The sequence below is a fragment of the Halovibrio sp. HP20-59 genome, from assembly GCF_033052795.2.
In the GTDB taxonomy this organism is placed as follows: Bacteria; Pseudomonadota; Gammaproteobacteria; order Pseudomonadales; family Halomonadaceae; genus Vreelandella.
Genome location: NZ_JAWJUW020000012.1, coordinates 106783 through 132718, shown reverse-complemented (window position 1 = coordinate 132718; position 25936 = coordinate 106783). Strand labels below are relative to the sequence as shown.

The 25936-nt window shown below is 55.7% G+C and carries 42 protein-coding genes and 1 riboswitch; of the genes, 8 read left to right on the top strand and 34 right to left on the bottom strand.

Annotation, left to right across the window (positions count from 1 at the left end; genetic code table 11):
- Positions 1–245 precede the first annotated feature (245 nt).
- On the top strand, positions 246–911 hold the full coding sequence (locus RZA33_RS14195; RefSeq protein WP_317508355.1) for a cupin domain-containing protein: 666 nt from the start codon (positions 246–248) through the stop codon (positions 909–911).
- On the opposite strand, the gene RZA33_RS14190 is transcribed toward RZA33_RS14195, so the two are convergent.
- Together RZA33_RS14190 and gloA are read right to left on the bottom strand one after the other, a co-directional pair.
- Positions 908–1276: a DUF6164 family protein gene (locus RZA33_RS14190; RefSeq protein WP_317508354.1), complete on the bottom strand. Its 369-nt coding sequence runs from the start codon at positions 1274–1276 to the stop codon at positions 908–910. The genes RZA33_RS14195 and RZA33_RS14190 overlap by 4 nt on opposite strands.
- Positions 1277–1288: 12 nt before the next feature.
- Positions 1289–1822 (bottom strand): lactoylglutathione lyase, encoded by a 534-nt coding sequence (gene gloA / locus RZA33_RS14185; RefSeq protein ID WP_317508353.1) that lies wholly within the window; start codon positions 1820–1822, stop codon positions 1289–1291.
- 186 nt (positions 1823–2008) lie between these two features.
- Here gloA and RZA33_RS14180 point away from each other — a divergent pair, with 186 nt between their 5' ends.
- From RZA33_RS14180 to RZA33_RS14150, 7 genes are all read left to right on the top strand, one after another.
- Positions 2009–2383 (top strand): DUF2237 domain-containing protein, encoded by a 375-nt coding sequence (locus RZA33_RS14180; RefSeq protein WP_317508352.1) that lies wholly within the window; start codon positions 2009–2011, stop codon positions 2381–2383.
- A gap of 125 nt (positions 2384–2508) precedes the next feature.
- Entirely contained in the window at positions 2509–2853 is a 345-nt protein-coding gene (locus RZA33_RS14175; protein WP_317508351.1) for a hypothetical protein, read from the top strand.
- 50 nt (positions 2854–2903) lie between these two features.
- A riboswitch (TPP riboswitch) is annotated at positions 2904–3000 on the top strand.
- A gap of 23 nt (positions 3001–3023) precedes the next feature.
- A complete protein-coding gene (thiM, locus tag RZA33_RS14170; protein WP_317508350.1) occupies positions 3024–3833 on the top strand; it encodes a hydroxyethylthiazole kinase in 810 nt (269 codons plus the stop codon).
- Entirely contained in the window at positions 3823–4455 is a 633-nt protein-coding gene (gene thiE, locus RZA33_RS14165; RefSeq protein WP_317508349.1) for a thiamine phosphate synthase, read from the top strand. Before thiM ends, thiE begins: the two co-directional genes overlap by 11 nt.
- Entirely contained in the window at positions 4452–5372 is a 921-nt protein-coding gene (locus tag RZA33_RS14160) for a LysR family transcriptional regulator (RefSeq protein ID WP_317508348.1), read from the top strand. The genes thiE and RZA33_RS14160 overlap by 4 nt, the downstream gene beginning before the upstream one ends.
- Positions 5373–5435: 63 nt before the next feature.
- The gene (locus RZA33_RS14155) at positions 5436–5864 is read left to right on the top strand and encodes a DoxX family protein (RefSeq protein ID WP_416337870.1); all 429 of its coding nucleotides are present in this window, start codon (positions 5436–5438) and stop codon (positions 5862–5864) included.
- A 79-nt stretch (positions 5865–5943) separates the two neighbouring features.
- The gene (locus RZA33_RS14150) at positions 5944–6681 is read left to right on the top strand and encodes a class III extradiol ring-cleavage dioxygenase (RefSeq protein ID WP_317508346.1); all 738 of its coding nucleotides are present in this window, start codon (positions 5944–5946) and stop codon (positions 6679–6681) included.
- Here the strand turns inward: RZA33_RS14150 and yegQ are convergent.
- The 32 genes from yegQ to tuf form a co-directional block, all read right to left on the bottom strand.
- A complete protein-coding gene (yegQ, locus tag RZA33_RS14145) occupies positions 6674–8044 on the bottom strand; it encodes a tRNA 5-hydroxyuridine modification protein YegQ (RefSeq protein ID WP_317508345.1) in 1371 nt (456 codons plus the stop codon). The two genes, RZA33_RS14150 and yegQ, sit on opposite strands and share 8 nt — an antisense overlap.
- A gap of 140 nt (positions 8045–8184) precedes the next feature.
- Positions 8185–9060 carry a DMT family transporter gene (locus RZA33_RS14140; protein ID WP_317508344.1) on the bottom strand — a complete coding sequence of 292 codons (876 nt, stop codon included), beginning with the start codon at positions 9058–9060 and terminating at the stop codon, positions 8185–8187.
- A 95-nt stretch (positions 9061–9155) separates the two neighbouring features.
- A complete protein-coding gene (locus RZA33_RS14135) occupies positions 9156–10457 on the bottom strand; it encodes a D-alanyl-D-alanine carboxypeptidase family protein (protein ID WP_317508343.1) in 1302 nt (433 codons plus the stop codon).
- 304 nt (positions 10458–10761) lie between these two features.
- Positions 10762–11148: a 50S ribosomal protein L17 gene (rplQ, locus tag RZA33_RS14130; RefSeq protein WP_317508342.1), complete on the bottom strand. Its 387-nt coding sequence runs from the start codon at positions 11146–11148 to the stop codon at positions 10762–10764.
- Positions 11149–11187: 39 nt separating this feature from the next.
- A complete protein-coding gene (locus RZA33_RS14125) occupies positions 11188–12183 on the bottom strand; it encodes a DNA-directed RNA polymerase subunit alpha (RefSeq protein ID WP_317508341.1) in 996 nt (331 codons plus the stop codon).
- A gap of 98 nt (positions 12184–12281) precedes the next feature.
- On the bottom strand, positions 12282–12902 hold the full coding sequence (rpsD, locus tag RZA33_RS14120; RefSeq protein WP_008959152.1) for a 30S ribosomal protein S4: 621 nt from the start codon (positions 12900–12902) through the stop codon (positions 12282–12284).
- A gap of 12 nt (positions 12903–12914) precedes the next feature.
- Positions 12915–13301, bottom strand: a complete 387-nt coding sequence (gene rpsK / locus RZA33_RS14115) for a 30S ribosomal protein S11 (protein ID WP_007111985.1) — start codon at positions 13299–13301, stop codon at positions 12915–12917.
- Positions 13302–13353: 52 nt separating this feature from the next.
- On the bottom strand, positions 13354–13710 hold the full coding sequence (rpsM, locus tag RZA33_RS14110) for a 30S ribosomal protein S13 (RefSeq protein WP_317508340.1): 357 nt from the start codon (positions 13708–13710) through the stop codon (positions 13354–13356).
- A gap of 122 nt (positions 13711–13832) precedes the next feature.
- The gene (gene rpmJ, locus RZA33_RS14105) at positions 13833–13946 is read right to left on the bottom strand and encodes a 50S ribosomal protein L36 (RefSeq protein WP_008959154.1); all 114 of its coding nucleotides are present in this window, start codon (positions 13944–13946) and stop codon (positions 13833–13835) included.
- 64 nt (positions 13947–14010) lie between these two features.
- A complete protein-coding gene (secY, locus tag RZA33_RS14100; RefSeq protein WP_317508339.1) occupies positions 14011–15342 on the bottom strand; it encodes a preprotein translocase subunit SecY in 1332 nt (443 codons plus the stop codon).
- Positions 15343–15777, bottom strand: coding sequence for a 50S ribosomal protein L15 (rplO, locus tag RZA33_RS14095; RefSeq protein ID WP_317508338.1), 435 nt, complete (start codon positions 15775–15777; stop codon positions 15343–15345).
- A 3-nt stretch (positions 15778–15780) separates the two neighbouring features.
- Entirely contained in the window at positions 15781–15963 is a 183-nt protein-coding gene (gene rpmD, locus RZA33_RS14090; protein ID WP_317508337.1) for a 50S ribosomal protein L30, read from the bottom strand.
- Between the two features lie 6 nt (positions 15964–15969).
- Positions 15970–16470: a 30S ribosomal protein S5 gene (rpsE, locus tag RZA33_RS14085; RefSeq protein WP_007111990.1), complete on the bottom strand. Its 501-nt coding sequence runs from the start codon at positions 16468–16470 to the stop codon at positions 15970–15972.
- Positions 16471–16481: 11 nt separating this feature from the next.
- On the bottom strand, positions 16482–16832 hold the full coding sequence (gene rplR / locus RZA33_RS14080; RefSeq protein WP_146874525.1) for a 50S ribosomal protein L18: 351 nt from the start codon (positions 16830–16832) through the stop codon (positions 16482–16484).
- A 9-nt stretch (positions 16833–16841) separates the two neighbouring features.
- Positions 16842–17372 carry a 50S ribosomal protein L6 gene (gene rplF, locus RZA33_RS14075; protein WP_317508336.1) on the bottom strand — a complete coding sequence of 177 codons (531 nt, stop codon included), beginning with the start codon at positions 17370–17372 and terminating at the stop codon, positions 16842–16844.
- A 9-nt stretch (positions 17373–17381) separates the two neighbouring features.
- The gene (gene rpsH, locus RZA33_RS14070; protein ID WP_317508335.1) at positions 17382–17774 is read right to left on the bottom strand and encodes a 30S ribosomal protein S8; all 393 of its coding nucleotides are present in this window, start codon (positions 17772–17774) and stop codon (positions 17382–17384) included.
- Between the two features lie 32 nt (positions 17775–17806).
- Entirely contained in the window at positions 17807–18112 is a 306-nt protein-coding gene (gene rpsN / locus RZA33_RS14065; protein WP_022520866.1) for a 30S ribosomal protein S14, read from the bottom strand.
- 10 nt (positions 18113–18122) lie between these two features.
- On the bottom strand, positions 18123–18662 hold the full coding sequence (gene rplE, locus RZA33_RS14060; RefSeq protein WP_317508334.1) for a 50S ribosomal protein L5: 540 nt from the start codon (positions 18660–18662) through the stop codon (positions 18123–18125).
- Positions 18663–18680: 18 nt separating this feature from the next.
- Complete coding sequence (rplX, locus tag RZA33_RS14055) at positions 18681–18995, bottom strand: 50S ribosomal protein L24 (RefSeq protein ID WP_007111996.1); 315 nt, start codon at positions 18993–18995, stop codon at positions 18681–18683.
- A 14-nt stretch (positions 18996–19009) separates the two neighbouring features.
- A complete protein-coding gene (gene rplN, locus RZA33_RS14050) occupies positions 19010–19381 on the bottom strand; it encodes a 50S ribosomal protein L14 (RefSeq protein ID WP_008959163.1) in 372 nt (123 codons plus the stop codon).
- Positions 19382–19430: 49 nt separating this feature from the next.
- The gene (rpsQ, locus tag RZA33_RS14045) at positions 19431–19691 is read right to left on the bottom strand and encodes a 30S ribosomal protein S17 (protein WP_317508360.1); all 261 of its coding nucleotides are present in this window, start codon (positions 19689–19691) and stop codon (positions 19431–19433) included.
- A gap of 1 nt (position 19692) precedes the next feature.
- Positions 19693–19884 (bottom strand): 50S ribosomal protein L29, encoded by a 192-nt coding sequence (gene rpmC, locus RZA33_RS14040; protein WP_317508333.1) that lies wholly within the window; start codon positions 19882–19884, stop codon positions 19693–19695.
- Complete coding sequence (gene rplP, locus RZA33_RS14035) at positions 19884–20297, bottom strand: 50S ribosomal protein L16 (RefSeq protein ID WP_007112000.1); 414 nt, start codon at positions 20295–20297, stop codon at positions 19884–19886. The genes rpmC and rplP overlap by 1 nt, the downstream gene beginning before the upstream one ends.
- Before the next feature lie 15 nt (positions 20298–20312).
- Positions 20313–21017, bottom strand: a complete 705-nt coding sequence (rpsC, locus tag RZA33_RS14030; protein ID WP_317508332.1) for a 30S ribosomal protein S3 — start codon at positions 21015–21017, stop codon at positions 20313–20315.
- A gap of 10 nt (positions 21018–21027) precedes the next feature.
- The gene (gene rplV, locus RZA33_RS14025) at positions 21028–21360 is read right to left on the bottom strand and encodes a 50S ribosomal protein L22 (RefSeq protein ID WP_007112002.1); all 333 of its coding nucleotides are present in this window, start codon (positions 21358–21360) and stop codon (positions 21028–21030) included.
- An 18-nt stretch (positions 21361–21378) separates the two neighbouring features.
- Positions 21379–21654, bottom strand: coding sequence for a 30S ribosomal protein S19 (gene rpsS / locus RZA33_RS14020; RefSeq protein ID WP_027337511.1), 276 nt, complete (start codon positions 21652–21654; stop codon positions 21379–21381).
- 33 nt (positions 21655–21687) lie between these two features.
- Entirely contained in the window at positions 21688–22518 is an 831-nt protein-coding gene (gene rplB / locus RZA33_RS14015; RefSeq protein WP_317508331.1) for a 50S ribosomal protein L2, read from the bottom strand.
- Positions 22519–22535: 17 nt separating this feature from the next.
- Positions 22536–22832 (bottom strand): 50S ribosomal protein L23, encoded by a 297-nt coding sequence (gene rplW, locus RZA33_RS14010; RefSeq protein WP_317508330.1) that lies wholly within the window; start codon positions 22830–22832, stop codon positions 22536–22538.
- Positions 22829–23434 carry a 50S ribosomal protein L4 gene (gene rplD, locus RZA33_RS14005; protein ID WP_317508329.1) on the bottom strand — a complete coding sequence of 202 codons (606 nt, stop codon included), beginning with the start codon at positions 23432–23434 and terminating at the stop codon, positions 22829–22831. Before rplD ends, rplW begins: the two co-directional genes overlap by 4 nt.
- A 15-nt stretch (positions 23435–23449) precedes the next feature.
- Complete coding sequence (rplC, locus tag RZA33_RS14000; RefSeq protein WP_240718646.1) at positions 23450–24088, bottom strand: 50S ribosomal protein L3; 639 nt, start codon at positions 24086–24088, stop codon at positions 23450–23452.
- Positions 24089–24246: 158 nt separating this feature from the next.
- Positions 24247–24558, bottom strand: a complete 312-nt coding sequence (gene rpsJ / locus RZA33_RS13995; protein ID WP_007112007.1) for a 30S ribosomal protein S10 — start codon at positions 24556–24558, stop codon at positions 24247–24249.
- A 158-nt stretch (positions 24559–24716) separates the two neighbouring features.
- Positions 24717–25910 carry an elongation factor Tu gene (gene tuf / locus RZA33_RS13990; RefSeq protein ID WP_317508328.1) on the bottom strand — a complete coding sequence of 398 codons (1194 nt, stop codon included), beginning with the start codon at positions 25908–25910 and terminating at the stop codon, positions 24717–24719.
- Positions 25911–25936 lie beyond the last annotated feature (26 nt).

Genomic DNA, 25936 nt, shown 5'->3' with positions numbered 1-25936 from the left:
ACGACCACGACCACGACCACGACCACGACCACGACCACGACCACGACCACGACCACGACCACGACCACGACCACGACGATCATGGTCATTAAGTATTAAAGGGCAAGTATTAATGCCGCCTTCGGGCGGTATTTTTTATGGCGATATAAAGAAGATCACATAACCGAAAGTTGCATTTTTTGCTGTCAATAAGGAGACTAGCAGCCCTCCCCTTTCCTAACCGTCACTGCGAAGAGCCCTTTCTAATGCGTCTAAACGCCGATTTTAGCCACTTTGCCTGCGTTACCCCAGAACAGTATCAGTGGACCAGCTCCCCCAGTGCGGGCGTAGAACGTATGATGTTTGACCGCATTGGTGATGAAGTTGCCCGCGCGACCAGCCTTGTCCGCTATGCACCCAATACGCAGTTTGAGCGGCATTGCCACGGCGGCGGCGAGGAAATTTTGGTGCTAGAAGGCGTTTTCGCCGATGAGCATGGCCGCTATCCTGCAGGCAGTTATCTACGCAACCCTATCGGCACCGGCCATACGCCGCAAATTGGCGATGAAGGCGCGCTGATCTTTGTCAAACTGCACCAGTTCGACCCTAACGACACGCTGCAGTTGGCGGTACCGGCCCACCGACTTCCCTGGCAGCCGGACCGGCGCCCACGCATTGCCTACAAAATGCTGCATACCTTTAAACAGGAGCGCATCAGCCTAGAGTGCTGGGCATCGGGCACGTCTATTGCTTACCCCACGCTGCTGGGCGGTCTGGAATTTTTGATTCTGGAAGGGTCGTTGAGCGATAGCGAGCAGAGTTACACATCAGGCACCTGGTGCCGTTACCCAAGCGGGTCGGCACCGGCGTTAACCGCCGGTGATAATGGTGTCATGATGTATCTCAAACGCGGCCACTTGCCTGCGGCTTAGCTGCGCGATAAGCCGAGAAACGGCAATACCGTGAGGGCTACGATAAGGCCTACCGCAAGCAGGACTAGCACGACTTGCATTGGGTGAGCGGACAAGCGTTTCCAAAGCGTCATTTGCTCACCCCGTTCGACCGCTGCCTGATGCTCGCGCTGGGCACGTTCGAGGCGGTCAGCTTGATAGGCGTTTAAGGCGGCGATAGCGGCATCATGCTGATGCGGGTCGCGCAGCCAGATAGCATCAACCCCCAGGCGGAAAAAACCCGCCTGGGTTTCATAGGTATCAAAGCCTTGCGCAGCCAACAAGTCGCGCACCTCCATGGCTTCTTCGTCGGTCACATGACGCAACCGGAACAGTAGCTCAGCCATTGGCTTGCCTCATTAGTCGCTCTTTCCTACCATCAAGTCAGCTTGAATTACTTCAATCCAGTAGCCGTCCGGGTCTTTAATGAAGATAACGTCCTGCATTTTCCCTTGGTCGGCACGCTTAACGAAGGTGACGTCGTGCGCATCGAACCACGCCTGGGCCGCCGCCAAGTCCGGCACATTAAAGCAGATATGCCCAAAGCCCTGGGGTTCGGCATTGCCATCATGGTAGGCAAAGTCGTCCTTGTTTTCGGTGCCCCAGTTATGGGTCAGCTCCAGCAACCCTTTCTGGCTAAAGGTCCAGGCGGTTCGTGCTGGGGCATCTTCCGGCACGCTGTCGCTAGGCTCAAGGTTGGCCAGGAAGTAGAGCGAGAACTGCATCTCTTCAAAATCCAGCCGCCGCATCACCTGCATACCCAACACTTCTGAGTAGAATGCGAGCGCTCGCTCGGGGTCTTTCACCCGCAACATGGTGTGGTTTAAACGAAACCCTTGGGTCTCGGGCGGCGAGGCGACGGCGCCAGGATGCTGCTCACCTTGAAAACTCATGTGGCTCTCCTTTAAATAATCGACGACATTAACTTCATCTATTTTTTTGACAAAACCGATACAATTTATAAGCATCAGTGCGGGTTAGCCTACTCGGCAACCGCCAACGTCGCATACCGTACTGACAACTATTTACCATGAGGGCTCAGAAGCGATAATTCTAGCCCTAACTGTTGAGGAGGCCTTATGCAACGTGATCGTAATGTGTTGGGGGAGCCGTTAACGCCTTGCTGTCATTCGCCTAAGACAGGGTTTTATCGCGATGGTTTTTGCCGTGTTGGCGCCAATGACCTTGGCGTCCACTCCGTTTGTGCGTTGGTCACCGAAGAATTTCTGGCCTTCTCTAGAGCGCAAGGCAATGACTTGGTAACGCCCCGCCCTGAATTTGGCTTTGCAGGCTTACAGCCGGGTGACCGCTGGTGTTTATGTGCCCGCCGCTGGCAAGAAGCGGCTCAGGTTGGCTTAGCGCCACCGGTCATTTTATCAGGCACCCATGAAAAGACCTTGGAAATCATACCGCTCGAAAAGCTGCAGCAGCACGCCCTGGATGCACTACGCTAAAAGGTAAAAGTTATTTGGAAATCTTTAACAAAACCCCTACACTGAAACTCAAAGCCTTTTATATTGTATCGGATTTCATACAAAGATTACGGATGCCTCGTTGGGGCGTCCTCTAGGAGTTTCCCATGCCTGCGATTGATATGACTCTCGGCGACCATTTGACGCTTAAGCAGTTGTCTCATGCCCTTCACAATGGTTTTTCACCGATTGTAGAAGTGGAGTCGATGGACGGTATCTATAAAGTACGCTTTCACCATGCCAATGGCGTTTCGGACCTGAGCGACGAAAAGGGTCGCGTGTATACGTTCACGGGTACGGGGGAAATACGCGATACCCTAGGGCGGCTGGGCCTCACCCATGGGGTGCTTACATTTGCCGATCAGTGCGGCGACGAGATGATTGGCGTAGCGGGTAAAGCTATAACGCCAGACGAAATGTTGACTTACGGTACGCGCATCTCCTTTCGTTAAGCACCAGGTTCTATCAAGGCTTTACAGCACTCGCTTTGCCAAGGATAGTAGCAACACGACAGGGGCGCCCTACTCACGTTGGGCTGAGAAGCACCCTTTGAACCTGAACCGGATCAAACCGGCGTAGGGAGTCATGGTGCCGCCCACCACCTCCCTGCCGGGAGGACGTTATGACTCTATCCCCGCTTGGCGATTACCTTAAAGCGCTGCGTGCAGATACTCCGCTTGTCCACTGCATAACCAACTATGTCGCGATGAACAGCACTGCCAATTTGCTGTTGGCGATTGGCGCTTCCCCCGCCATGCTGCATGCCCAAGAAGAAGTTGCCGAGTTTACCGCTCTTTCTGGGGCTCTCTCCGTTAACATTGGAACCATTTCGCCCCATTGGGCCGATGCCATCCTGACCGCCACGGCAACCGCCAATCAGCACGCTATCCCTTGGGTGTTGGACCCCGTCGCCGTCGGGGCCACGCGTTACCGCCAAACGCTATGCGCGAAGCTGCTGGCTGCTAAACCAACCGTGATTCGTGGCAATGCGTCAGAAATTCTTACCCTTGACGGGCTAACTAGCCAGGGCCGTGGTCCTGATTCAACAGCTGCCACCGAGCAAGCTGTAGAGGCGGCCATCACGCTTTCAAAAAAGCACGGCTGCATTGTAGCGATGACGGGTGAAAGCGACTGGGTAACCGATGGCACTCATCACTACCGACTAACGGGTGGCCACCCTCTGATGCCCCGCGTAACCACTCTAGGCTGTGGCCTTAGTGCGCTGGTGGCGGCTTTTGTGGCAGCCAATCATGCAGCGCCCCTGGGCGCAAGCGCCGCGGCCCTGGCCTGTTTTGCCGTGGCGGGGCAACGAGCAGGTAACCATGCCCAGGGGCCGGGCAGCTTTCAAGTGGCACTACTTGATGCGCTTTATCAGCTTAGCCCGGATGACCTTAGCCATCATGCGCAGTTGGAGACGACTCATGCCGTTTGATCTCTCGCTTTATCTGGTCACCGACGCCACGCTATGCCGCCGTGTTGGCTTAGAGCAGACGGTTGAGGCCGCGGTGAAAGGCGGTGTCACCATCGTCCAGCTGCGCGATAAGCACGCCAGCGATGAACAGATGATAGCCCAGGCCAAGCGGTTGAAAGCGGTTTTGGCGGGTACCGGCGTGCCGCTGATTATTAATGATCGCTTGAAGGTGGCATTAGCAAGCCAAGCCGACGGTCTGCATGTCGGCCAAAGCGACACCCTGGCCGAAGAAGCCCGCAACGTCATGGGACAAGGGGCAATTATTGGCCTGTCGATTAATACCCTGGAACAGCTGCAAGCAGCGCCAATTGAGCTGCTCGACTATGTCGGGCTTGGCCCGGTGTTTGCCACCGTGAGCAAACAGGACCACGCCCAGCCCATCGGCTTTGACGGCCTGGCGGCATTGGTTAAAGCGTGCCCGCTGCCCAGCGTTGCCATTGGCGGCCTGAAAGCGGATCATGCGATTAGCGTACAGCGGGCAGGAGCGAATGGTTTAGCGGTGATATCGGCTATTTGTGGTCAGCCCGACCCTTACCAGGCAGCGCGCGCTTTTCCGGTTTTCCAAGCTGCTTCGGTGTCATGAATCAGTTAGAGCATATCGTGGCTTTTGTGCGGGTAGCCGAGCTGGGTAGCTATACCCGCGCCGCCGAAGCGCTGGATATTTCCCGCACTCGCGTCTCCCGCCAGGTCATGGCACTGGAAGAGACATTGGGTGCGCGACTGATCCAGCGCACCACGCGACGGCTACATCTCACTGAGGCCGGAGAGCGCTACCTGATCCGCGCCCAAGGGGTACTGCAAGTGCTTGAAGAAGCCGCCGCCGAAGTGGGCCAAGGTACCAGCGATGTGCGCGGGCGGCTGCGCGTAAACGGGCCGATGAGTTTTGGTACCCGCTACCTAGCGCCGCTCGTCGCCCAGTTTATGCATACCCACCCGGCGCTAGAGGTGCGCCTGGATTTGAACGACCGCCGCGTCGACCTGTTGGAGGAAGGGTATGACGTAGCGATCCGTATCGGCAGCCTGCCCGACTCCAGCCTGGTGGCGCGACGCCTGACCCGTTGCCGCCTGCTGTTCTGTGCCTCGCCGGCGTATCTTGCCGCCCACGGTGAACCCAGCAGCGTTAAAGCCCTTGCCGAGCACCGCTGCCTGCGTTACCGCAGCGGCCAACAGAGCGCTGACTGGAAGATTGCCACGCAGTCATTGACGGTCAATGGCCCACTGGAAAGCAATAACGGCGATGTACTCACCCACGCCGCGGAAGCGGGCCTCGGCATCGCTCAGCAACCCAGTTTTCTGGTCACAGAGAGTATCGCCAACGGGCGTTTAGTGCCCATCTTGACCAATGAGCCAACGGTGCGGCTCGATGTTCATGCGCTCTACCCCGCCCGGCGCTACCTGCCCGCCAAGGTTGAGCGCTTCATCGACCTGCTCACCGAAGCGTGGGGCGATCCGCCGGTTTGGGAGCAACACATTGGATTGTCGCCCATTACGCAACAGTGATGTGCAAAACCCACTGATTATCTCACGCTGATCCGACTGTAAAGTAGCTTTATCAACCACTCGATGGAAGCTACTACGATGACAACGCAGACTCACTCCACCCCCTCTTTACAGCCCCATGCCATCTCGCTACTGCGCGTTTCACTGGGTGTGATGGCCCTTGCCCACGGTTTACTCAAGGTGTTTGTGTTTACCCTACCGGGCACCGTTGGCTATTTTGAATCACTGGGTTTGTCAGGGTTCCTGGCTTACTTGACCATTGCTGCCGAAGTAGGCGGTGGGGCCGCCCTGATTCTGGGTGTGTATACCCGCTGGGTGAGCCTGGCACTGGTGCCGGTACTGCTTGGCGCTGCGTGGGTGCATCTTGGCAACGGCTGGATGTTCTCAAATACCGGCGGCGGTTGGGAGTTCCCGGTGTTCTGGACGCTGGCGTTAATCGTGCAAGCGGGCCTGGGCAGCGGCCGCTGGGTGCTAAGTAACCGATTCGCCTAACACCTAACACTATCGCCTAACCCTATTGCCAGCGCTTGCTTACCGCCAGCGTTGGCAATGCTGCTGAGGATACTCACTCATGTTACCTAGCCTGTTTATTTCCCATGGTTCGCCCATGCTGGCCCTCAATAAAACCCCGGCTCATGCCTTTCTACGTGAACTGGGCAGGCAGCTTGCGCCCAAGGCGGTGGTAGTGGTCTCAGCGCATTGGGAGAGCTTAGCGCTCAAAGTCAGCACCAGCGCCAAGCCGGAAACCATTCACGATTTTGGCGGTTTCCCACGGGCGCTTTTCGAGTGCCAGTATCCCGCCCCTGGGAAACCGGAACTGGCCGAACGGCTGGCCGTGTTACTGGGGGCCGAGCGGGTAGAACGCGGCCTGGATCACGGCGCCTGGGTGCCCCTTTCACTGATGTTTCCTGACGCCAATGTGCCGGTTGTCTCGTTATCGCTTCCGGTACGCTGGAGCAATGCGGAGCTGACCACACTGGGCGAGCACCTGTCGGCACTGCGCGAAGAAGGGATTTTGGTTATCGGCTCGGGCAGTCTGACCCATAACCTGTATGAAATCATGCCCCTGGAGAGCCCTATGCCCGCCTGGGTAGGTGCATTTGCCACTTGGGTAAGCGAGCGCCTTATCGACAATGATCGTGAAGCGCTGCTTAGCTGGGAGCGCGCACCCTATGCGCAGGAGAACCACCCGACCCCTGAACACTTCCAGCCATTGCTGGTGGCTATGGGGGCAGGAGGCGACGCAAAACAGCTGCACCACAGCGTAGAGCACGGTGTGCTAGCAATGGATGTTTATGCGTTTAGCTGATCGCTACCCCTAACGATTCAGGTTGTGCTGCTTTGGAAGGCGCGAGATCACGCATTATCAGCGCAAACTCAAGCTGTTCAGGAGTAATGCTGACATTGGGGACGGGGATACGCACGCGATGCCCCGAGCCAGGTGCTGCGCTTTGCGCTTCACCTCGTAAGTTCTCGATATGGTCAAGCACGAAGCGGTGATTGCCACTTGGCAGCATAAGCTCCATGCCATCCCCCACTTCGAAACGGTTTTTAACCTCGACCTCCAACCTGCCACGAGCCGGATCGAAACCCAGGACTTCACCGACGAATTGTTGGTGAACGCCGATGGAATTACCCTGTTCATAGCTTTGGAATTCACCATGCACATGCCGTTGATAGAAGCCTTCGGTGTACCCTCTGTTGGCCAGATTCTCCAGCTCATCCATTAACCCTTTATTGAAGGGACGCCCAGCAACGGCGTCATCTATGGCTTGCCGGTAGACTTGCGCTGTACGCGCGACGTAATAATGGGATTTGGTGCGCCCTTCGATCTTTAGCGATGCCACACCCATTTGCGTCAGTCGCGCCACGTGCTGCACCGCTCGCAGGTCCTTGGAGTTCATGATGTAGGTGCCATGCTCATCTTCATGCACGGGCATCAGCTTACCTGGCCGGGACACATCTTCAATCAGCGCCGAACGCTCATCCTGATTGGCAACCGCTGCAGGGCCAGCGTCATGGGTGGGTGTTAAATCGCCCGTGTCATCATGAGTTGCCGCAATGGTGTTGTATTTCCAGCGGCACGCATTAGTGCAGGTGCCCTGGTTAGGATCTCTGTGATTGAAATATCCCGATAGCAGGCAGCGCCCGGAATAGGCGATACACAATGCGCCATGGACAAAGGTTTCAATCTCTAATCCTGGACACTGCTCGCGTATTTCGCCGATTTCCTCAAGGGATAGTTCGCGGGACAAAATAATGCGGCTAATACCTTGCCGCTGCCAGAACTGAGCGGCGGCCCAGTTGACGACATTCGATTGCACCGAGAGATGAATCGCTTGCTCCGGCCAGCGCTCGCGCACCATCATAATCAAACCGGGGTCTGACATAATCAGCGCATCGGGCCCCGCCTCAATCACCGGCTGCATATCCTGAAGGTAGGTTTTCAGCTTACTGTTGTGCGGGGCAATGTTGGAGGCAACGTAAAACTGCTTACCTCGGGCATGGGCGTACTCAATACCACGATGTAAGTTATCAATTTTAAAATCATTGTTGCGCACCCGAAGAGAGTAGCGCGGCTGCCCCGCGTAAACCGCATCAGCCCCATAGGCAAACGCGTAACGCATGTTCTTAAAGGTACCGGCAGGGGAAAGCAGTTCAGGCGCTTGCATAGACAGTCACCGTAATCAGAGCGATGGCACGCAGCAGGCTGCGCTGAAAGGGCTGGATTATAACCCTGCCAAACGCGCTGTCTTGATCAGCTGATCGCTTCGATGACCCAGATCAAAAAGTAACGGTAAAGTGACCTCTGTTAAGCTGAGGGACGGCGTTTAAGGGTAGTTCTTCGGTCGTGATACGCCACCGCCAAGCCGCTGCCCATTATCAAGGCACTGCCTACCCAGACCCAGATATCCGGCATTTCGCCCCAGAACCACCAGCCCAGTAGCACCGCCCAGAGCATGGCGGTGTAATCGAACGGCGCGGCGATGGCCGCAGGGGCAAAGCGAAAAGCCAGGGTGATAAAGGCGGTGGCCGCCACGCCCAACACGCCAGAGGCGAAAAACCCCAGCCAATGCCACGGCTGGGGCGTTTGCCATACCCAGGGCAGCGTTAGCGCGGTCACCACCAAGGGCACAGATGTCATGTAAAACAGCATCGCCCACAGGTGTTCGCGGGCGCCATAGCGCCGAGCGGTAATCATCATCAGCGCATAAAATAGCGCTGCGCCTACCAATACCACGGCGCCCAATTGAAACGCATCGCTACCCGGGCGCACCACAATCAGCACCCCCGCAAACCCTACGAAGGAGGCGATCAGCACCGGTGGATCAATCCGCTCGCCCAACAATGGCACCGAGAGCAGGGTCACAAAAAGCGGCGCCACAAAAGCGATCGCCGTGGCCTCCGCCAAAGGTAGCAGCGTTAAGCCCCATACAAAGCAAACCATCGTGGCGGTATAAATCAAGCCACGCAGTAGATGTACACGGGGGCGTTTAGTCCGCAGTTTACCCAAACCGCCGGCAAAGTAGGCGAGTAAGGCGATTAGCGGCAACGAAACCAGCGCACGGAAAAAGATAATCTGCAGCGGCGAATGCGTTTCCCCCAGCCACTTGGAAACGGCGTCGCCTGAGGCGAGAAATAAGACGCCCATGCACATACAGAGCATGCCTTTTAGCGAGGTTGTCACCGCGATCTCCCTGTTCACTGGTCAATATAAAGTGCCAAAAAAGAAAAACCCCGCCAATTAGCCATTGGCGGGGTGGTAGCGGCAGACCACCTTATTTATAAGCTGGCGTTCACCACCATGCAGTCCATCCCTTGGGAATGCAGCGCGCGACATGCTTGATGAGCGCGCTGCTCGTCTAACGCCATTAAACGGGCACGATAAACTGGGCTTTGGCCGTCGACCGTATCGACGGCCACGCGTCCTCTTAAGTTCTGTGCGATTCGTTGCGCCGCTTGCTGAGCCAGCTGACGGGCCTGTGCTTCCTGGCTGAAAGCACCCACTTGCACGCCCCAGCCGCCGACCGTTTCATTGGCGGCTAGCTGACGTTCTCGTTCAATAAACGCTCTCAACGGATCTGGTTGCGACGCGGCGGGTGTTGCTGCCGGTCGCTGAATCGTCGCTATATCGGCTAGCTGGGCTTCTAGGTCCACACTGGGCGGGGAAGCAGCAGCCGTTTCGACGACTGCCAGTAACGGCTGCCGTGTGGCTGGATTGGCTTGCACTGGCTGAGCAGGCGGCGCAAAGGCCATAAACTCGCGTGAGAAGCTCGTGTCAGCCATCCAGCTTTGCTGGTCACGCAACGACGCGCGTAGAAAACTACGGTCGAGCAGATTGGCCATGTGCTTGTCCCGGGACTGGGATGAGAACCCGCCCATCACGACACCCACCAAACGGCGATTACCACGCACAGCGGTCGTGGCGACATTAAAGCCAGAGGCGCGAATAAAACCTGTTTTTAGGCCGTCAGCGCCTGGGTAGTCACGCACCAAACGATTGTGGCTAGTATGCCGGGTACCCCGGTAGCTAAACTCTTGCAGGCCGAAATAGTGGTAATACTGGGGAAAGTCCTGCATGACGCGAACCGAGAGCGTCAGCATATCCCGGGCGGTGGTGATCTGACCGTTATCTGGCAAGCCAGAAGCATTACGAAAGGTGGTGGCATGCATGCCCAGCTCGCGCGCTTTGCTGGTCATTATTTGGGCAAACTGCGCTTCACTGCCACCCAGTGCTTCGGCAACCACGGCGGCAACGTCATTGGCCGAGCGAACGGCAAGCGCGCGGATAGCGGTATCCACCGGGATAGAGCTACCGGCAGCCAGCCACAGCTTTACCGCAGGCTTGGCAGCCGCATAGGGGGAGACAGGCAAGGGTTGGTCTAAACGCAGCGTACCGTCTTCCAACGCTTCAAAGGTCAGATACAGAGTCATCATTTTAGTCAGCGAGGCGGGATAGCGCTGGCTATCGATATTCTCCGCATACAGCACTTCGCCATTATCCAAATCCACCACGACCCCCGCGTAACGCGGGTTGCCAGCTTGAGCGCTAGTGATCATTGCCAACATCAGTAGCACAGCCATACTCAATGACCATACCGAAGGCGCTCCAGCGGCGCTTGTTAACCTCGCATACATACCTGCCCCTTGCTTGTTATCAATGCGCTAGTACCGCGATTCACTGTTTAACTACCATGCCACACTCAAGGCACAACGCAAGGCTTTCCCCAGGCAGCAATAGCAACGCTCACTACGTTTAATAATAAGCCGAGTATAGGTGATAAATACGCCATTAAGCGGAGAAATAGAGAGGATAAATGCGCGTATAAAAAAACCGACCCAAAAGGGTCGGTTTTCATTCGCTGCTAAACACGCTTAGCGCAGAGCATTACTCTTCTGCGGCGGCGTCTTCAACGATCGGACGGTCAACTAGCTCAACGAACGCCATAGGTGCGTTGTCGCCGGTGCGGAAACCGCACTTGAGAATACGGACATAACCGCCCGGACGCTCGGCATAACGCGGACCTAGTTCGTTGAACAATTTGCCGACGGCTTCTTTAGAGCGCGTACGGGCAAACGCCAAACGACGGTTTGCAACGCTATCCTGCTTAGACAAGGTGATCAGCGGCTCGATAACGCGACGCAGCTCCTTGGCTTTGGGCAGGGTTGTCTTAATGACTTCATGTTCGACCAGCGAGACAGACATGTTCTTGAACATGGCCTGACGATGCGAGCTGGTGCGATTCAGATGACGACCACTCTTACGATGACGCATGGTTGTAATTCCTTACCAAACTGGGACTCAAGTCGACGCTCACGCGGAGGCCTTGTCGTCCTTCAGGCTTGCCGGTGGCCAATGTTCCAGCCGCATGCCGAGGGACAAGCCGCGAGCTGCCAATACATCTTTGATTTCATTCAAAGATTTTTTACCGAGGTTCGGTGTCTTCAACAGCTCAACTTCTGTGCGCTGGATAAGATCACCGATGTAATAAATATTCTCGGCTTTTAAGCAGTTCGCGCTGCGAACAGTCAACTCAAGATCGTCTACGGGGCGCAATAGAATTGGATCGACATGATCCTCTTCCTCTTCGACTTCCTGTTCTTTATCAGCTTCCAGGTCGACGAAGGCGGCCAGCTGCTCTTGCAGGATGGTCGCACTGCGACGGATAGCCTCTTCCGGATCCAGGGTACCGTCGGTTTCCAAATCGATAATTAACTTATCGAGGTCGGTGCGCTGCTCAACACGAGCGGCTTCAACCGAATAGGAAACACGGCGGACAGGGCTGAAGGTGGCATCCAGCTGCAGGCGGCCAATAGCACGTGTCTCTTCATCAGAGCCGCGAGCGTCAGCCGGTTCGTAGCCACGACCCAGCGCTACCTTAAGCTGAATCTTCAGCTCGGCACCTTCATTGACGTGCGCAATGATGTGGTCCGGGTTAACGATTTCGACGCTGTGATCAAGCGCAATGTCGCCAGCGGTGACGACGGCTGGGCCCTGCTTGTTCAGCGTGAGCACCGCCTCATCGCGGCTGTGCATTTTAATCGCAACATCTTTCAAGTTCAGGAGGATTTCAATAACATCTTCCTGCACCCCTTCGAGGGCACTGTACTCATGCTCGACACCGGCGATTTCAGCCTCTACCACGGCACAGCCGGGCATAGACGAAAGCAGAATGCGACGCAGTGCATTCCCCAGGGTGTGACCGAAACCACGCTCGAACGGTTCGAGAACGATTTTGGCATGATGTGCGCTGATTTCTTCGACCTTGATATCGCGGGGACGAAGAAACTCTGTCACTGAACGCTGCATATGAACACCTTTCAGGCTGCCAAACGGATACTTGGTACTCTGTTACGACCTGGCGCTGGCAATAAACGGCGCCAGGTCGACAAGAAACAGGAAACTGCTTACTTGGAGTACAGCTCGACGATCAGATTTTCGTTGATGTCGGCAGACAGGTCACCGCGTTCAGGCAGAGCCTTGAAAGTGCCTTCCATCTTCTTGGCGTCGATTTCGATCCAAGCGATATCGCCACGGTTGGCCGCAATGGACAACGCGCTTTGAATACGTGCTTGGTTCTTCGCCTTTTCGCGAATGGAAACAACGTCACCTGGCTTCACTTGGTAAGAAGCTACGTTAACGGTGCGGCCGTTCACGGAAATCGCCTTGTGACTGACCAGCTGACGCGCTTCAGAGCGAGTCGAGCCGAAGCCCATGCGGTAGACGACGTTATCCAGTCGGGATTCAAGCAACTGCAACAATACCTCACCGGTCGCGCCTTTCAGGCGAGCGGCTTCTTTGTAGTAGTTACGGAACTGTTTTTCGAGTACGCCATACATGCGACGTACTTTTTGCTTCTCGCGAAGCTGCAAGCCGTAGTCTGAAAGACGCTGACGACGCTGGCCGTGTACACCCGGGATCTGCTCGGATTTACACTTTTTCTCGAAGGGAGTCACACCACTCTTTAAAAAGAGGTCGGTGCCTTCACGACGAGACAATTTGCACTTCGGTCCAATATAACGGGCCATGAATCTGTCTCCTTAAACGCGGCGTTTCTTCGGCGGACGGCAGCCATTATGGGGAATGGGCGTCGCGTCTACGATGCTTTGCACGCGGAAGCCGGCGGCGTTCAGTGCGCGCACGGCGGATTCACGACCGGGACCTGGGCCTTTGACCAGTACATCTACGTTTTTCACACCATACTCGGCTGCAGCAGTTGCTGCACGTTCACTTGCCACTTGAGCAGCGAACGGGGTGCTCTTGCGAGAACCACGAAAACCCGAACCACCGGCAGTCGCCCATGAAAGAGCGTTGCCCTGGCGGTCTGTGATCGTCACGATCGTGTTGTTAAAAGAGGCATGGATATGCGCAATCGCATCCACTACCTGCTTTTTAACCTTTTTACGGTTACTACGCGGGTTAGCCATGTTGATGTCTATTCCTGTCGTTACGCCGGCCCTCTATTAAAGAGCCTGCGTATTATTTGCGGATCGGCTTACGCGGGCCCTTACGGGTGCGCGCATTAGTCTTAGTCCGCTGACCACGCAGCGGAAGACTACGACGATGACGCAGACCACGGTAGCAACCTAAGTCCATGAGACGCTTAATGTTAAGCGTGACATCACGACGAAGGTCGCCTTCTACGGTGTACTTGCCAACTTCAGAACGCAGGGTGTCGACTTCTTCAGCAGACAGATCCTGGATCTTGGCATTCATGGCAATACCGGCTGCGACACAGATGTGCTCAGCACGGGTACGGCCAATCCCGAAGATGTAGGTCAGCGAGATCGCCGCATGCTTGTTGTCCGGGATATTGACGCCTGCAATACGGGCCATCAGCTTACTCCGAAATTTGAGCGGCTTGCTCGTTTATTCATCTATAAAAGGCGCAACAGCATACCCCTTTGAGTGCCCTAAGGCAAGGGGCATGCTGGCACCCGCTTAATACAACCCAGGTATTAACCCTGGCGCTGTTTGTGCCGTGGCTCGCTGCAGATGACGCGGACAGCGCCATTGCGACGAATGATCTTGCAGTTACGGCACATTTTCTTTACGGAAGCTCGAACTTTCATCGATCTTTCTCCAAAAACCGGCTCGCGGCGCGCCCTCACTAACTTAATAGGGGTGGACGGCGCCTCAGCGCATGATACCGCCGCTACCGTAGCCTTTCAGGTTGGACTTCTTCATCACTGAGTCATATTGATGCGACATGAGATGCGACTGCACCTGGGCCATGAAGTCCATGATGACCACGACTACGATTAACAACGAGGTACCGCCGAAGAAAAACGGCACGTTCCACGCCACAATCAAGAACTGGGGCATCAAGGAAACCGCAGTGATATACAAGGCACCGAACAAAGTCAAACGTGTCATGACCTTGTCGATATAGCGAGCGGTCTGCTCGCCGGGGCGAATGCCCGGCAGGAAAGCGCCTGACTTTTTAAGATTGTCAGCCACATCCTTGGGGTTGAAGACCAGCGCTGTGTAAAAGAAGCAGAAGAATACCACTGCCGCCGCGAAAAGCAAGATGTAAAGCGGTTGACCTGGGCCTAATGCCTGAGATGCACGCTGCAACCACTCCATACCTTCGCCAGCACCAACCCACTGACCAATAGAGGCCGGAAAGAGCAGAATGCTGGAGGCAAAAATCGCCGGAATAACGCCGGCCATATTAACCTTCAAAGGCAGGTAGCTACTTTGCCCTGCATACATCTTATTGCCCACTTGTCGCCGAGGGTAGTTAACCTTGAGGCGGCGTTGACCACGCTCAATGAAAACGACAAAGGCGACAGTCGCAATACCTAACACAGACAGCGCTAACAGCGGCAGAACATTCCAGGCCCCTTCATTACGGGCAAGCTCGAAGGCTTGACCCACGGCACTGGGCAGTCCCGCAACAATACCGGCAAAGATCAGCAGCGAAATACCGTTGCCGATGCCCTTCTCGGTAATCTGCTCACCTAACCACATCATAAACACCGCGCCCGACACAAACGTGATCACGGCGGTGAAGTAGAAGCTAAAGTCAGCTGTGTACGCGATGCCTTGGCTAGCCAGGCCGACAGACATGCCGGTAGCCTGGACAAACGCCAGTATCACCGTGCCATAGCGGGTGTACTGGCTAATCTTGCGGCGGCCAGCCTCACCCTCTTTCTTGAGTTGTTCAAGATGAGGGGAGACCGCAGTCATGAGCTGCATGATAATCGACGCCGAAATATAGGGCATAATACCCAGGGCGAGGACACTCATACGCTCCAGGGCGCCACCCGAGAACATGTTAAACATGCCCAAAATGGTGCCCTGTTGCTCCCTAAACAAGGCAGCAAGCTGGTCAGGATTGATACCGGGAACGGGAATGTGGGCACCAATACGGTACACCACGATGGCGAGGAGCACGAAGCGCAAACGCGCCCACAGTTCACTCAGACCGCTGCCCATCGCCGGCATTTTTCCTGACTTGGCCATTTAGTCCTCTACCTTGCCGCCAGCGGCTTCGATCGCTTCACGGGCACCTTTGGTGACCTTGATTCCACGAACGGTAACCGCCGTTTTCAATTCGCCAGAAAGGATGATCTTCGCGTGTAGCGTCGAGTCCTTCAGCACGTTGGCATCTTTTAGCGTTTGCAGTGTGACATCGCCACCGGCCACTTTCGCCAGTTCAGCCACACGCACTTCTTCAGAGACCAGCGACTTGGCAGATGTAAAACCGAATTTCGGCAGACGACGCTGCAACGGCATTTGACCGCCTTCGAAACCGGGCTTCACGCTACCGCCACTACGTGCTTTCTGACCTTTGTGACCCCGGCCGCCGGTCTTACCAAGACCGGAGCCGATGCCACGACCAACGCGCTTTGCAGCGTGTTTGGAGCCCGGAGCCGGGCTTAGGCTATTGAGTTTCATGGATTACTCTCCCTCAACGCGCACAAGGTAATTTACCTTGTGGACCATGCCGCGTACGGCAGGGGTATCTTCCAGCTCAACCGTATGACCGATGCGACGCAGGCCCAAGCCCTTGATAGTAGCCTTGTGCTTGGGCGCAATGCCGATGGTGCTGCGGACCTGGGTAACCTTGATCGTTGCTGCCATGGTACCTTACCCCGTGATCGCTTCGACAGACAGACCGCGCTTGGCGGCCACGTCTTCCGGTGCTTGCATGGAGGAGAGACCTTTAACAGTCGCTCGCACCACGTTAACCGGGTTGGTGGAACCGTAGCACTTGGCCAGTACGTCGTGGACACCGGCAAGCTCTAATACAGAGCGCATGGCGCCACCGGCGATAATACCGGTACCTTCTGAAGCCGGCTGCATGTACACCTTGGAAGCACCGTGACGGGCTTTTACCGGGTACTGCAGCGTGTGGCCAGCGAGGTTTACCTTGACCATGTTGCGACGAGCTTGATCCATCGCCTTCTGGATTGCGACAGGCACTTCACGCGCCTTACCACGTCCAAAACCGACACGACCTTTACCATCACCAACGACGGTCAGCGCGGTGAAGCCGAAAATACGACCACCCTTGACCACCTTGGCGACGCGGTTGACCTGCACTAACTTCTCTTGCAGATCACCGCTTTGCTGTTCGTTCTTCGCCATCGTAAAACCCTTTAGAATTCCAGGCCGCCTTCACGTGCGGCGTCGGCCAGCGCCTTAACGCGGCCGTGATACTTAAAGCCAGCACGGTCGAAGGCCACCTGGGTGATGCCTGCTTCTTTAGCGCGTTCGGCAATCATAGCACCCACTTTAGAGGCTGCATCTGAGTTGCCGGTCGCACCCTCGCGCAGTGCTTTGTCTAACGTAGAAGCACTGGCTAACACTTTGCCACCATCCGGCGAGATAATCTGCGCATAGATGTGACGCGGGGTACGGTTGACGCACAGGCGATACACGCCCAGCTCGCGGATCTTGGCGCGAGCACGGCGGGCACGACGGAGACGAGATTCTTTCTTCGCGTTCATAACCCTGCCTTACTTCTTCTTGGCTTCTTTGCGACGCACCTGCTCGTCGGCGTACCGGACACCCTTGCCTTTATACGGCTCGGGCGGACGGAAAGCGCGGATTTCCGCGGCGCACTGACCGAGCTGCTGCTTGTCCGCGCTTTTCAGCACGATCACGGTGTTTTTCGGCGTTTCCGCTGAGACACCTTCAGGCAGTTGGTAGTCGACCGGGTGCGAGAAGCCCAGTGAAAGATTGAGCGTCTGGCCCTTAGCTTGGGCACGATAACCGACGCCAACAATTTCGAGAGTTCGTGTAAAACCCTCGGATACGCCCGTTACCAGGTTCTGAACTAAGGCGCGGGTAGTACCGGCCATGGCCCAGCTCTTGGCAGATTCGCTCGGGGCGAAGGTCAGCTTACTATCTTCCTGACCAACCACTACATCTGGGTGGATAGTCATTGATAGTGTGCCTTGGCCGCCTTTGGCGGTCAGCTGGTCGGCATCGATTTTAATCTCAACGCCGGCAGGCACTTTAACCGGATATTTCGCTATGCGGGACATTCCAGCCTCCTAGAATACGGTGCAGATGACTTCGCCACCGACACCGGCTTGGCGCGCGGCACGGTCGGTCATGACACCATTGGACGTGGTGACAATCGCGATACCCAGCCCATCGGCGACCTTAGGCAGTTCGTCCTTGCCTTTATAACGGCGCAGGGACGGCTTGGAAACCCGCTGAATGTGCTCAATAACCGGCTTACCCTCAAAGTACTTGAGAGTCACGGTAAGCTCGGGCTTAACGCCCTCTGCTACCGTAAAGTCGGCAATGTAGCCTTCTTCCTTTAGCACTCGGGCCACTTGCACTTTCAGCTTGGAGGACGGCATGGTTGCCGCCTCCTTGGTGGCCATCTGCGCATTGCGGATACGGGTAAACATATCCGCCAGAGTGTCTTGCATGCTCATTTAATGTGCGCTCCTGATGATTCTACGTGGCGTTACCAACTGGACTTCTTCAGCCCAGGAACGTCGCCACGCATGGCGGCTTCACGCAGCTTGTTACGGCCGAGGCCGAACTTGTTGTAAAAACCGTGCGGACGACCGGTGATACGGCAGCGGTTACGCTGACGCACCGGGCTTGAGTCGCGCGGCAGTTGCTGCAGCTTCAGCGTCGCCTCGAAGCGGTCTTCCTCGGACGTGTTAACGTCCGAGATGATTTTCTTGAGTTCAGCACGCTTGGTCGCATACTTCGCGACTAGCTGAGTACGCTTAAGCTCACGCTCTACCATACTTTTCTTAGCCATGATCTCGCCCCTATTTCTTGAACGGGAAGTTGAGCGCGCTTAACAGCGCACGACCTTCCTCGTCGTTTTTGGCGGTCGTGGTGATAGTGACATCCAACCCCCGGATACGATCGATCTTATCATACTCGATCTCCGGAAAGATGATCTGCTCACGCACACCCATTGAGTAATTGCCGCGACCGTCGAAGGACTTCGGGTTGAGACCACGGAAGTCACGCACGCGGGGAATCGCGATGTAAACCAAGCGGTCCAAGAAGTCCCACATGCGCTCAGCGCGCAGGGTCACCTTGATGCCGATTGGCCAACCTTCGCGCACCTTGAAGCCCGCGATGGACTTACGTGCCTTGGTCACCAACGGTTTTTGACCAGAGAGCTTCTCTAGATCGCCGATGGCATTGTCAATCAACTTTTTATCGTTGACTGCTTCGCCGATACCCATGTTCAGAGTCACTTTCGTGATCCGGGGTATCTGCATAACGTTGGCATAGCTGAACTCTTCTTTGAGTTGAGCTGCTACCTCGTTTTGATAACGTTCTTTCAAGTTCGCCATTTTGCTACCCGACTCGCGTTAGGCGTCGATCTGCGTCTGCGTCGACTTGTAGATACGTACCTTGGTACCGTCTTCCTTCACCTGGAAGCCGACGCGATCCGCCTTACCGGTCTCCGAATTGAAGATGGCTACGTTGGACGCGTGAATCGGAGCCTCACGCTCGACGATACCGCCCTGATTTCCCGCCATGGGATTTGGCTTGGTGTGACGTTTAATCATGTTCACACCGGACACCAAGAAGCGGTTCTCTAATACCCGCTTAACGGTGCCACGTTTGCCTTTATCCTTCCCGGCGATGACGATGACTTCATCGTCACGTTTGATCTTTTGCATATCCGCCTCGCTCCTTACAGCACTTCAGGCGCTAAGGAAATGATCTTCATGAACTTTTCATTACGAAGTTCACGAGTCACCGGCCCAAAAATACGGGTACCGATGGGCTGTTCGTTGGTGTTATTCAACAAAACCGCCGCATTTCCATCGAAACGGATGAGCGAACCGTCGGGACGACGGACGCCACTACGGGTCCGGACCACGACCGCTTTTAGCACCTGGCCTTTTTTGACCTTGCCACGCGGAATCGCTTCCTTAACCGTGACCTTGATGATATCACCTACGCGAGCGTAGCGACGGTGTGAACCGCCTAACACCTTGATGCATTGCACCCGGCGCGCTCCGCTGTTGTCGGCGACATCCAGCATTGTCTGAGTCTGAATCATCGGTTTTCTCCAAACCTAATCTGACTGCACTGATTGGACAGCTTCGGGATCAACCCTTAGCGTGTTCAACCACCTCGACCAGCGCCCAGGCTTTCTTCTTGGAAAGCGGACGGCACTCCTGAATGGAAACCGTATCGCCTGCCTTAGCCTGGTTCGCCTCATCATGGGCTTGCAGCTTGGTGGAGCGCTTAACGTATTTTCCGTAGATCGGGTGACGCTCGCGCCGCTCGATCATGACGACGATGGACTTGTCCATCTTATCGCTCACCACTTTACCGGTGAGCGTACGCGTTGTTTTCTCTTCGGCCATCTCAATCACCTGCCTTCTCGTTGAGCATAGTCTTAACGCGGGCTATATCCCGGCGGACCTGCTTGAGCAGATGAGTCTGGCTCAGTTGGCCAGTGGCCTTCTGCATGCGCAGGTTAAACTGCTCGCGGAGGAGTTCGAGGAGTTGCTCCTGGAGCTCTCCTGCGGACTTGTCACGAATTTCCTGGGCTTTCATCACATCACCGTCCGTTTCGCAAAGGTGGTGGATAAGGGCATTTTCTGTGCGGCAAGCTCAAACGCTTCACGTGCGAGCTCTTCCGACACGCCTTCAATTTCATACAGGACCCGACCCGGTTGGATCTGGGCAACCCAGTACTCAACTGAACCTTTACCTTTACCCATACGAACTTCGAGCGGCTTCTTAGAGATCGGCTTATCAGGGAAGACGCGGATCCAAATCTTACCGCCACGCTTAACGTGACGTGTGATCGCACGACGGCCGGCTTCGATCTGACGCGCAGTGATGCGGCCGCGACCGGTAGCTTTTAGGCCGTATTCCCCGAAGCTGATCTTACTTCCGCGATGCGCCAGGCCACGGTTGCGGCCTTTCATCATCTTGCGGAATTTCATACGCTTGGGCTGTAACATCGACTCGCTCTCCCCTTACCTGGAACCTTTCTTCTTGGGCGCGTTGCCGGAAGGCTGCTGTTGCTTAGCCTTGGCACGTACTTCCTCAATACCGCCGAGGATTTCACCCTTGAAGATCCACACTTTGACGCCGATAACGCCATAGGTGGTGTGAGCTTCGTAAGTGGCGTAGTCGATATCCGCACGCAACGTGTGCAGCGGAACGCGACCCTCGCGGTACCATTCGGTACGTGCGATTTCAGCGCCACCAAGACGACCTGACAGCTGAATCTTGATGCCACCAGCGCCAAGACGCATTGCGTTTTGTACCGCGCGCTTCATCGCACGACGGAACATGACGCGACGCTCAAGCTGACCCGCTACGTTAGCAGCGACTAGCTTGGCATCCAGCTCCGGCTTGCGAACTTCTTCGATGTTCACATGCACGGGGACACCCATCATCTGGGTGAGATCGCGACGCAAACGGTCGACATCTTCACCTTTCTTACCAATCACGATACCCGGACGGGCAGTGTGAATGGTGATGCGGGCATTGTTCGCCGGACGCTCGATGTGGATGCGGCTAACAGAGGCGCTTTTAAGACGCTCTTCCAGGAAGCTACGCACAGCGAGATCGTTATTGAGCTTATCGGCGTAAGCGCCGCGCTCAGCATACCAGACAGAAGCATGGTCTTTGACGATGCCCAGTCGAATGCCTGTTGGATTGACTTTCTGACCCATCGGTCGACTCCTACTTCTCGGCTACCTTGACGGTGATGTGGCACGTGCGCTTCAAGATACGATCCGCCCGCCCTTTGGCACGCGGCTTGATACGCTTGAGCGTCATGCCCTCATCGACGCAGATGGTCGAGACACGCAGCTCGTCAATATCCATGCCGTTATTTTCTTCCGCGTTTGCAATGGCGGATTGAAGCACCTTCTTAACCAGCTTGGCAGCCTTCTTCGGTGAGAAGGTCAGCAGGTCGAGTGCCTCGGCGACCGGTTTACCGCGCACCTGGTCAGCCACCAAACGGGCCTTCTGGGCGGATAAACGAGCGCCAAGCAGCTTAGCTGTGACTTCCATCTCTCAATCCTCTCTGGCTTACCGTTTGGCTTTCTTATCCGCCACGTGCCCACGGTAAGTGCGGGTGGCAGCGAATTCGCCCAATTTGTGGCCAACCATTTCCTCGGAGACGTGCACCGGGACGTGTTGGCGACCGTTATGGACCGCGATAGTGAGGCCTACCATGTTTGGCAGGATCATCGAACGGCGCGACCAAGTCTTAATTGGTTTGCGATCGTTCTTCTCCACTGCAGCCTCTACCTTCTTCAAAAGATGAAGGTCAATGAAGGGACCTTTCTTAAGTGAACGTGGCACAGCCATTACCCCTTAATGTCTTGGCAATTTCGATCAACGTGTCTTATTACGACGACGAATGATCAGCTTGTCGGTGCGCTTATTCTTACGCGTCTTATAACCCTTGGTTGGTACACCCCATGGGGTAACCGGGTTACGACCACCGCTGGTGCGGCCTTCGCCACCACCGTGCGGGTGATCCACCGGGTTCATCGCGACACCGCGAACCGTCGGACGCACACCTCTCCAGCGCTTCGCACCGGCCTTGCCAAGTTGACGCAGGCTGTGCTCGGAGTTGCTCACTTCACCCAATGTTGCGCGGCACTCGGCCAACACTTTACGCATTTCGCCAGAGCGAAGACGTAGCGTGGCGTAGTTACCTTCACGCGCTACAAGCTGGGCGCTTGTACCGGCACTGCGAGCAATCTGCGCGCCTTTACCCGGTTTGAGTTCGATGCAGTGCACCGTAGAACCCAGCGGGACGTTACGCAGCGGCAAAGCATTGCCTTTCTTAATCGGCGCATTAACACCAGATTCCAGCACGTCACCCGCGCTGACACCTTTCGGTGCAATGATGTAACGACGCTCACCATCGGCATACTTCAGCAGCGCAATGTGCGCACTGCGGTTGGGATCGTGCTCTAGGCGCTCAACGGTGGCAGGAATGCCATCTTTGGTGCGCTTAAAGTCGACCAGCCGGTAGTGGTGACGATGACCACCGCCCACGTGGCGGGTGGTGATACGACCGTAATTATTCCGGCCGCCGGACTTGGACTGTTTTTCTAGCAGCGGTGCATAAGCACGGCCCTTAAACAGTTCCTCGCCAACGATCTTGACGACGTGGCGACGACCGGCGGAAGTTGGTTTGGTCTTGACGATTGCCATTATCCGTACTCCTGCCCTTATTCGGCGCCTGTGAAGTCTTCGAGCGTTTCACCCGCAGCCAGGGTCACATACGCTTTACGGTAACCCTTACGCAGGCCAATGCCGTTCGCAGTACGCTTTGTTTTACCCTTGACGTTCAACACTTGAACGCCGCCGACCTTCTTGCCGAAGAGTGCTTCAACGGCTTTCTTGATCTCGGGCTTGGTAGCATCGCTCGCTACCTTGAAAACGTACTGGTTGCGCTCGGCTGCCATCGCGGCTTTTTCGGTCACGTGCGGTCCAAGCAGAACCTTGAATACGCGTTCCTGGTTCATGCCAGCTTCTCCTCGAATTTACGCAGGGCGGAGACGGTAATCAGGACCTTATCAAAGGCAACCAGGCTTACCGGGTCAGCTGCCGCGACATCCACCACGTCAACGTGGGGAAGGTTGCGTGCGGCTAAATAGAGCTTCTCGTCAATTTCTTCGGTGACGATCAACACTTTTTCAAGGTTGAGCTCTTTTAGCTTGGCAGCTACCTGCTTGGTCTTAGGCGCATCGACGATGAACTCTTCAATCGCGACTAAGCGCTCTTGACGTACCAGCTCTGACAAGATGGAGCGCATCGCTGCACGATACATCTTGCGGTTAACCTTCTGGGTATAGTCTTGCGGGCGAGCCGCGAAGGTTACACCGCCGCCACGCCAGAGCGGTGAGCGGATAGTACCGGCACGTGCACGACCGGTGCCTTTCTGACGCCACGGCTTTTTACCACCGCCACGTACGTCGGAACGACTCTTTTGTGCGTGAGTTCCCTGACGGCCAGCTGCTAGATAAGCAGTGACAACCTGGTGAACGAGCGCTTCGTTGAATTCTTTGCCAAAAGTGGCGTCGGCTACTTCAACGGTACCCGTGCCTGCAGCAAGATTCAGATTCATTGGTAATTATCCCCTTCAGCCTGCTTTCACGGCGCTGCGAACGATAACGTCACTACCAGGAGCACCCGGTACGGCGCCTTTAATCAGCAGCAGGTTACGCTCGGCGTCGACACGGACGATCTCAAGGCTTTGAACGGTGCAACGGGCATTACCCATTTGACCGGCCATCTTTTTGCCTTTAAAAACGCGACCCGGAGTCTGACACATGCCGATAGAACCCGGCGCGCGGTGCGACAGAGAGTTACCGTGAGTCATGTCTTGGGTACGGAAATTCCAGCGCTTAACAGCACCCTGGAAGCCTTTACCCTTAGAGGTGCCAGTCACGTCAACCATTTGACCAGCTTCGAAGAGGGATACAGTGATTTCGCCGCCCACCTCAGGAATTGTTTCGCCTTCTGCAAGACGGAATTCCATCAGCGCACGACCAGCCTCAACACCCGCCTTGGCAAACTGACCAGCCTGCGCTTTGGTGAGGTGCTTAGCTTTGCGAGAGCCAGATGTGACCTGAATCGCTGCGTAACCGTCAGAATCGACTGATTTAACGCGTGTAACACGATTAGGATCAACTTCAATAACGGTTACGGGCACGGATGCACCGTCTTCGGTAAAGACACGAGTCATCCCGGCCTTTTTACCGACTAAACCGATAGTCATACTCAGTCTCCTATAGTGTACGGGGCTATCACCCGCTATGGCTGCCCTTTCCAGAGCATTCCACTAGCACATTGTATGGCGCCTCACGGCGCGGCGGCTGCTGCTCATGCTGACGCTATAACAAGCGATGAGCGCTGGGCCGCAAGTGACTAGTGTTATTAGTTGAGCTTGATTTGCACGTCAACGCCAGCGGCGAGATCAAGTTTCATCAATGCATCAACAGTTTTCTCGGTTGGCTCAACGATGTCGAGCACACGCTTATGCGTACGAATCTCATACTGGTCACGCGCATCTTTATTGACGTGCGGCGAGATCAGAATGGTGTAACGCTCGCGATTGGTCGGCAGCGGGATCGGCCCACGAACCTGAGCACCAGTACGCTTAGCGGTTTCAACGATCTCCGCTGTGGACTGATCGATCAGGCGATGGTCGAACGCTTTCAACCGAATGCGAATCTTTTGGTTCTGCATTTGCCCTAAACTCCAATGGATGTCGACGGCGCGAGCCGTCTACCCACGCATTCAAAGGATGCGCATTATAGGCACGCCACAAGCCCATGTCAAACATTTGCTGATGGTGCGCAGAAAAGGGGGCTCACCAGAGCCCCCTCCATCATTCAAGCAACTGCTTACTTGACGATCTTGGCCACAACGCCAGCGCCGACGGTACGGCCGCCTTCACGAATAGCGAAGCGCAAGCCTTCGTCCATGGCGATTGGAGCAATCAAGGTAACAACCATTTGCACGTTGTCACCCGGCATGACCATTTCAACGCCTTCTGGCAGTTCACAAGTACCGGTTACGTCGGTGGTACGGAAGTAGAACTGCGGACGGTAGCCCTTGAAGAAAGGCGTATGACGACCGCCTTCTTCTTTGGACAGCACGTAAACTTCTGCTTCGAAGGTAGTGTGCGGGTTGATGGTGCCCGGCTTAGCCAGTACTTGGCCACGCTCGACGTCATCACGCTTAGTACCACGCAGCAGGGCGCCAACGTTCTCACCAGCACGACCTTCGTCGAGCAGCTTACGGAACATTTCAACGCCGGTAACGATAGTCTTAACGGTATCACGGATACCGACGATTTCGACTTCGCTACCCGGTGTGACGATACCGCGCTCAACACGACCGGTCACAACCGTACCGCGACCAGAGATGGAGAACACGTCTTCAATCGGCATCAGGAACGGCTGATCGATGGCACGCTCCGGCTCCGGAATGTACTCGTCCAGTGCTTTGATCAGATTGGCAACGGCGGTGGTGCCCATGCCGTTCTCATCTTCACCGTTCAACGCCATCAGCGCAGAACCAGTGATGATCGGCGTGTCGTCACCCGGGAAGTCGTACTGGTCGAGGAGTTCGCGAACTTCCATCTCTACCAGCTCAAGCAGCTCTTCGTCATCGACCATGTCCGCTTTGTTCAGGAACACAACGATGTACGGTACGCCTACCTGACGCGACAGCAGGATGTGCTCGCGAGTCTGCGGCATCGGGCCGTCTGCGGCAGAACATACCAGGATCGCGCCGTCCATCTGCGCGGCACCGGTAATCATGTTCTTGACGTAGTCAGCGTGCCCGGGGCAGTCAACGTGCGCGTAGTGACGCGCCTCAGACTGATATTCCACGTGCGATGTCGCGATCGTGATACCGCGCTCACGCTCTTCCGGCGCATTATCGATAGCGGCGAATTCACTCCAGTCGCCGCCAAAAACTTCAGCGGAAACACGGGTCAAGGCCGCTGTCAGAGTCGTTTTACCGTGGTCGACGTGACCAATGGTGCCGACGTTGATATGCGGTTTGGAACGTTCAAATTTTTCCTTAGCCACTGCTATAACCTCTTTACGTTAGCTAA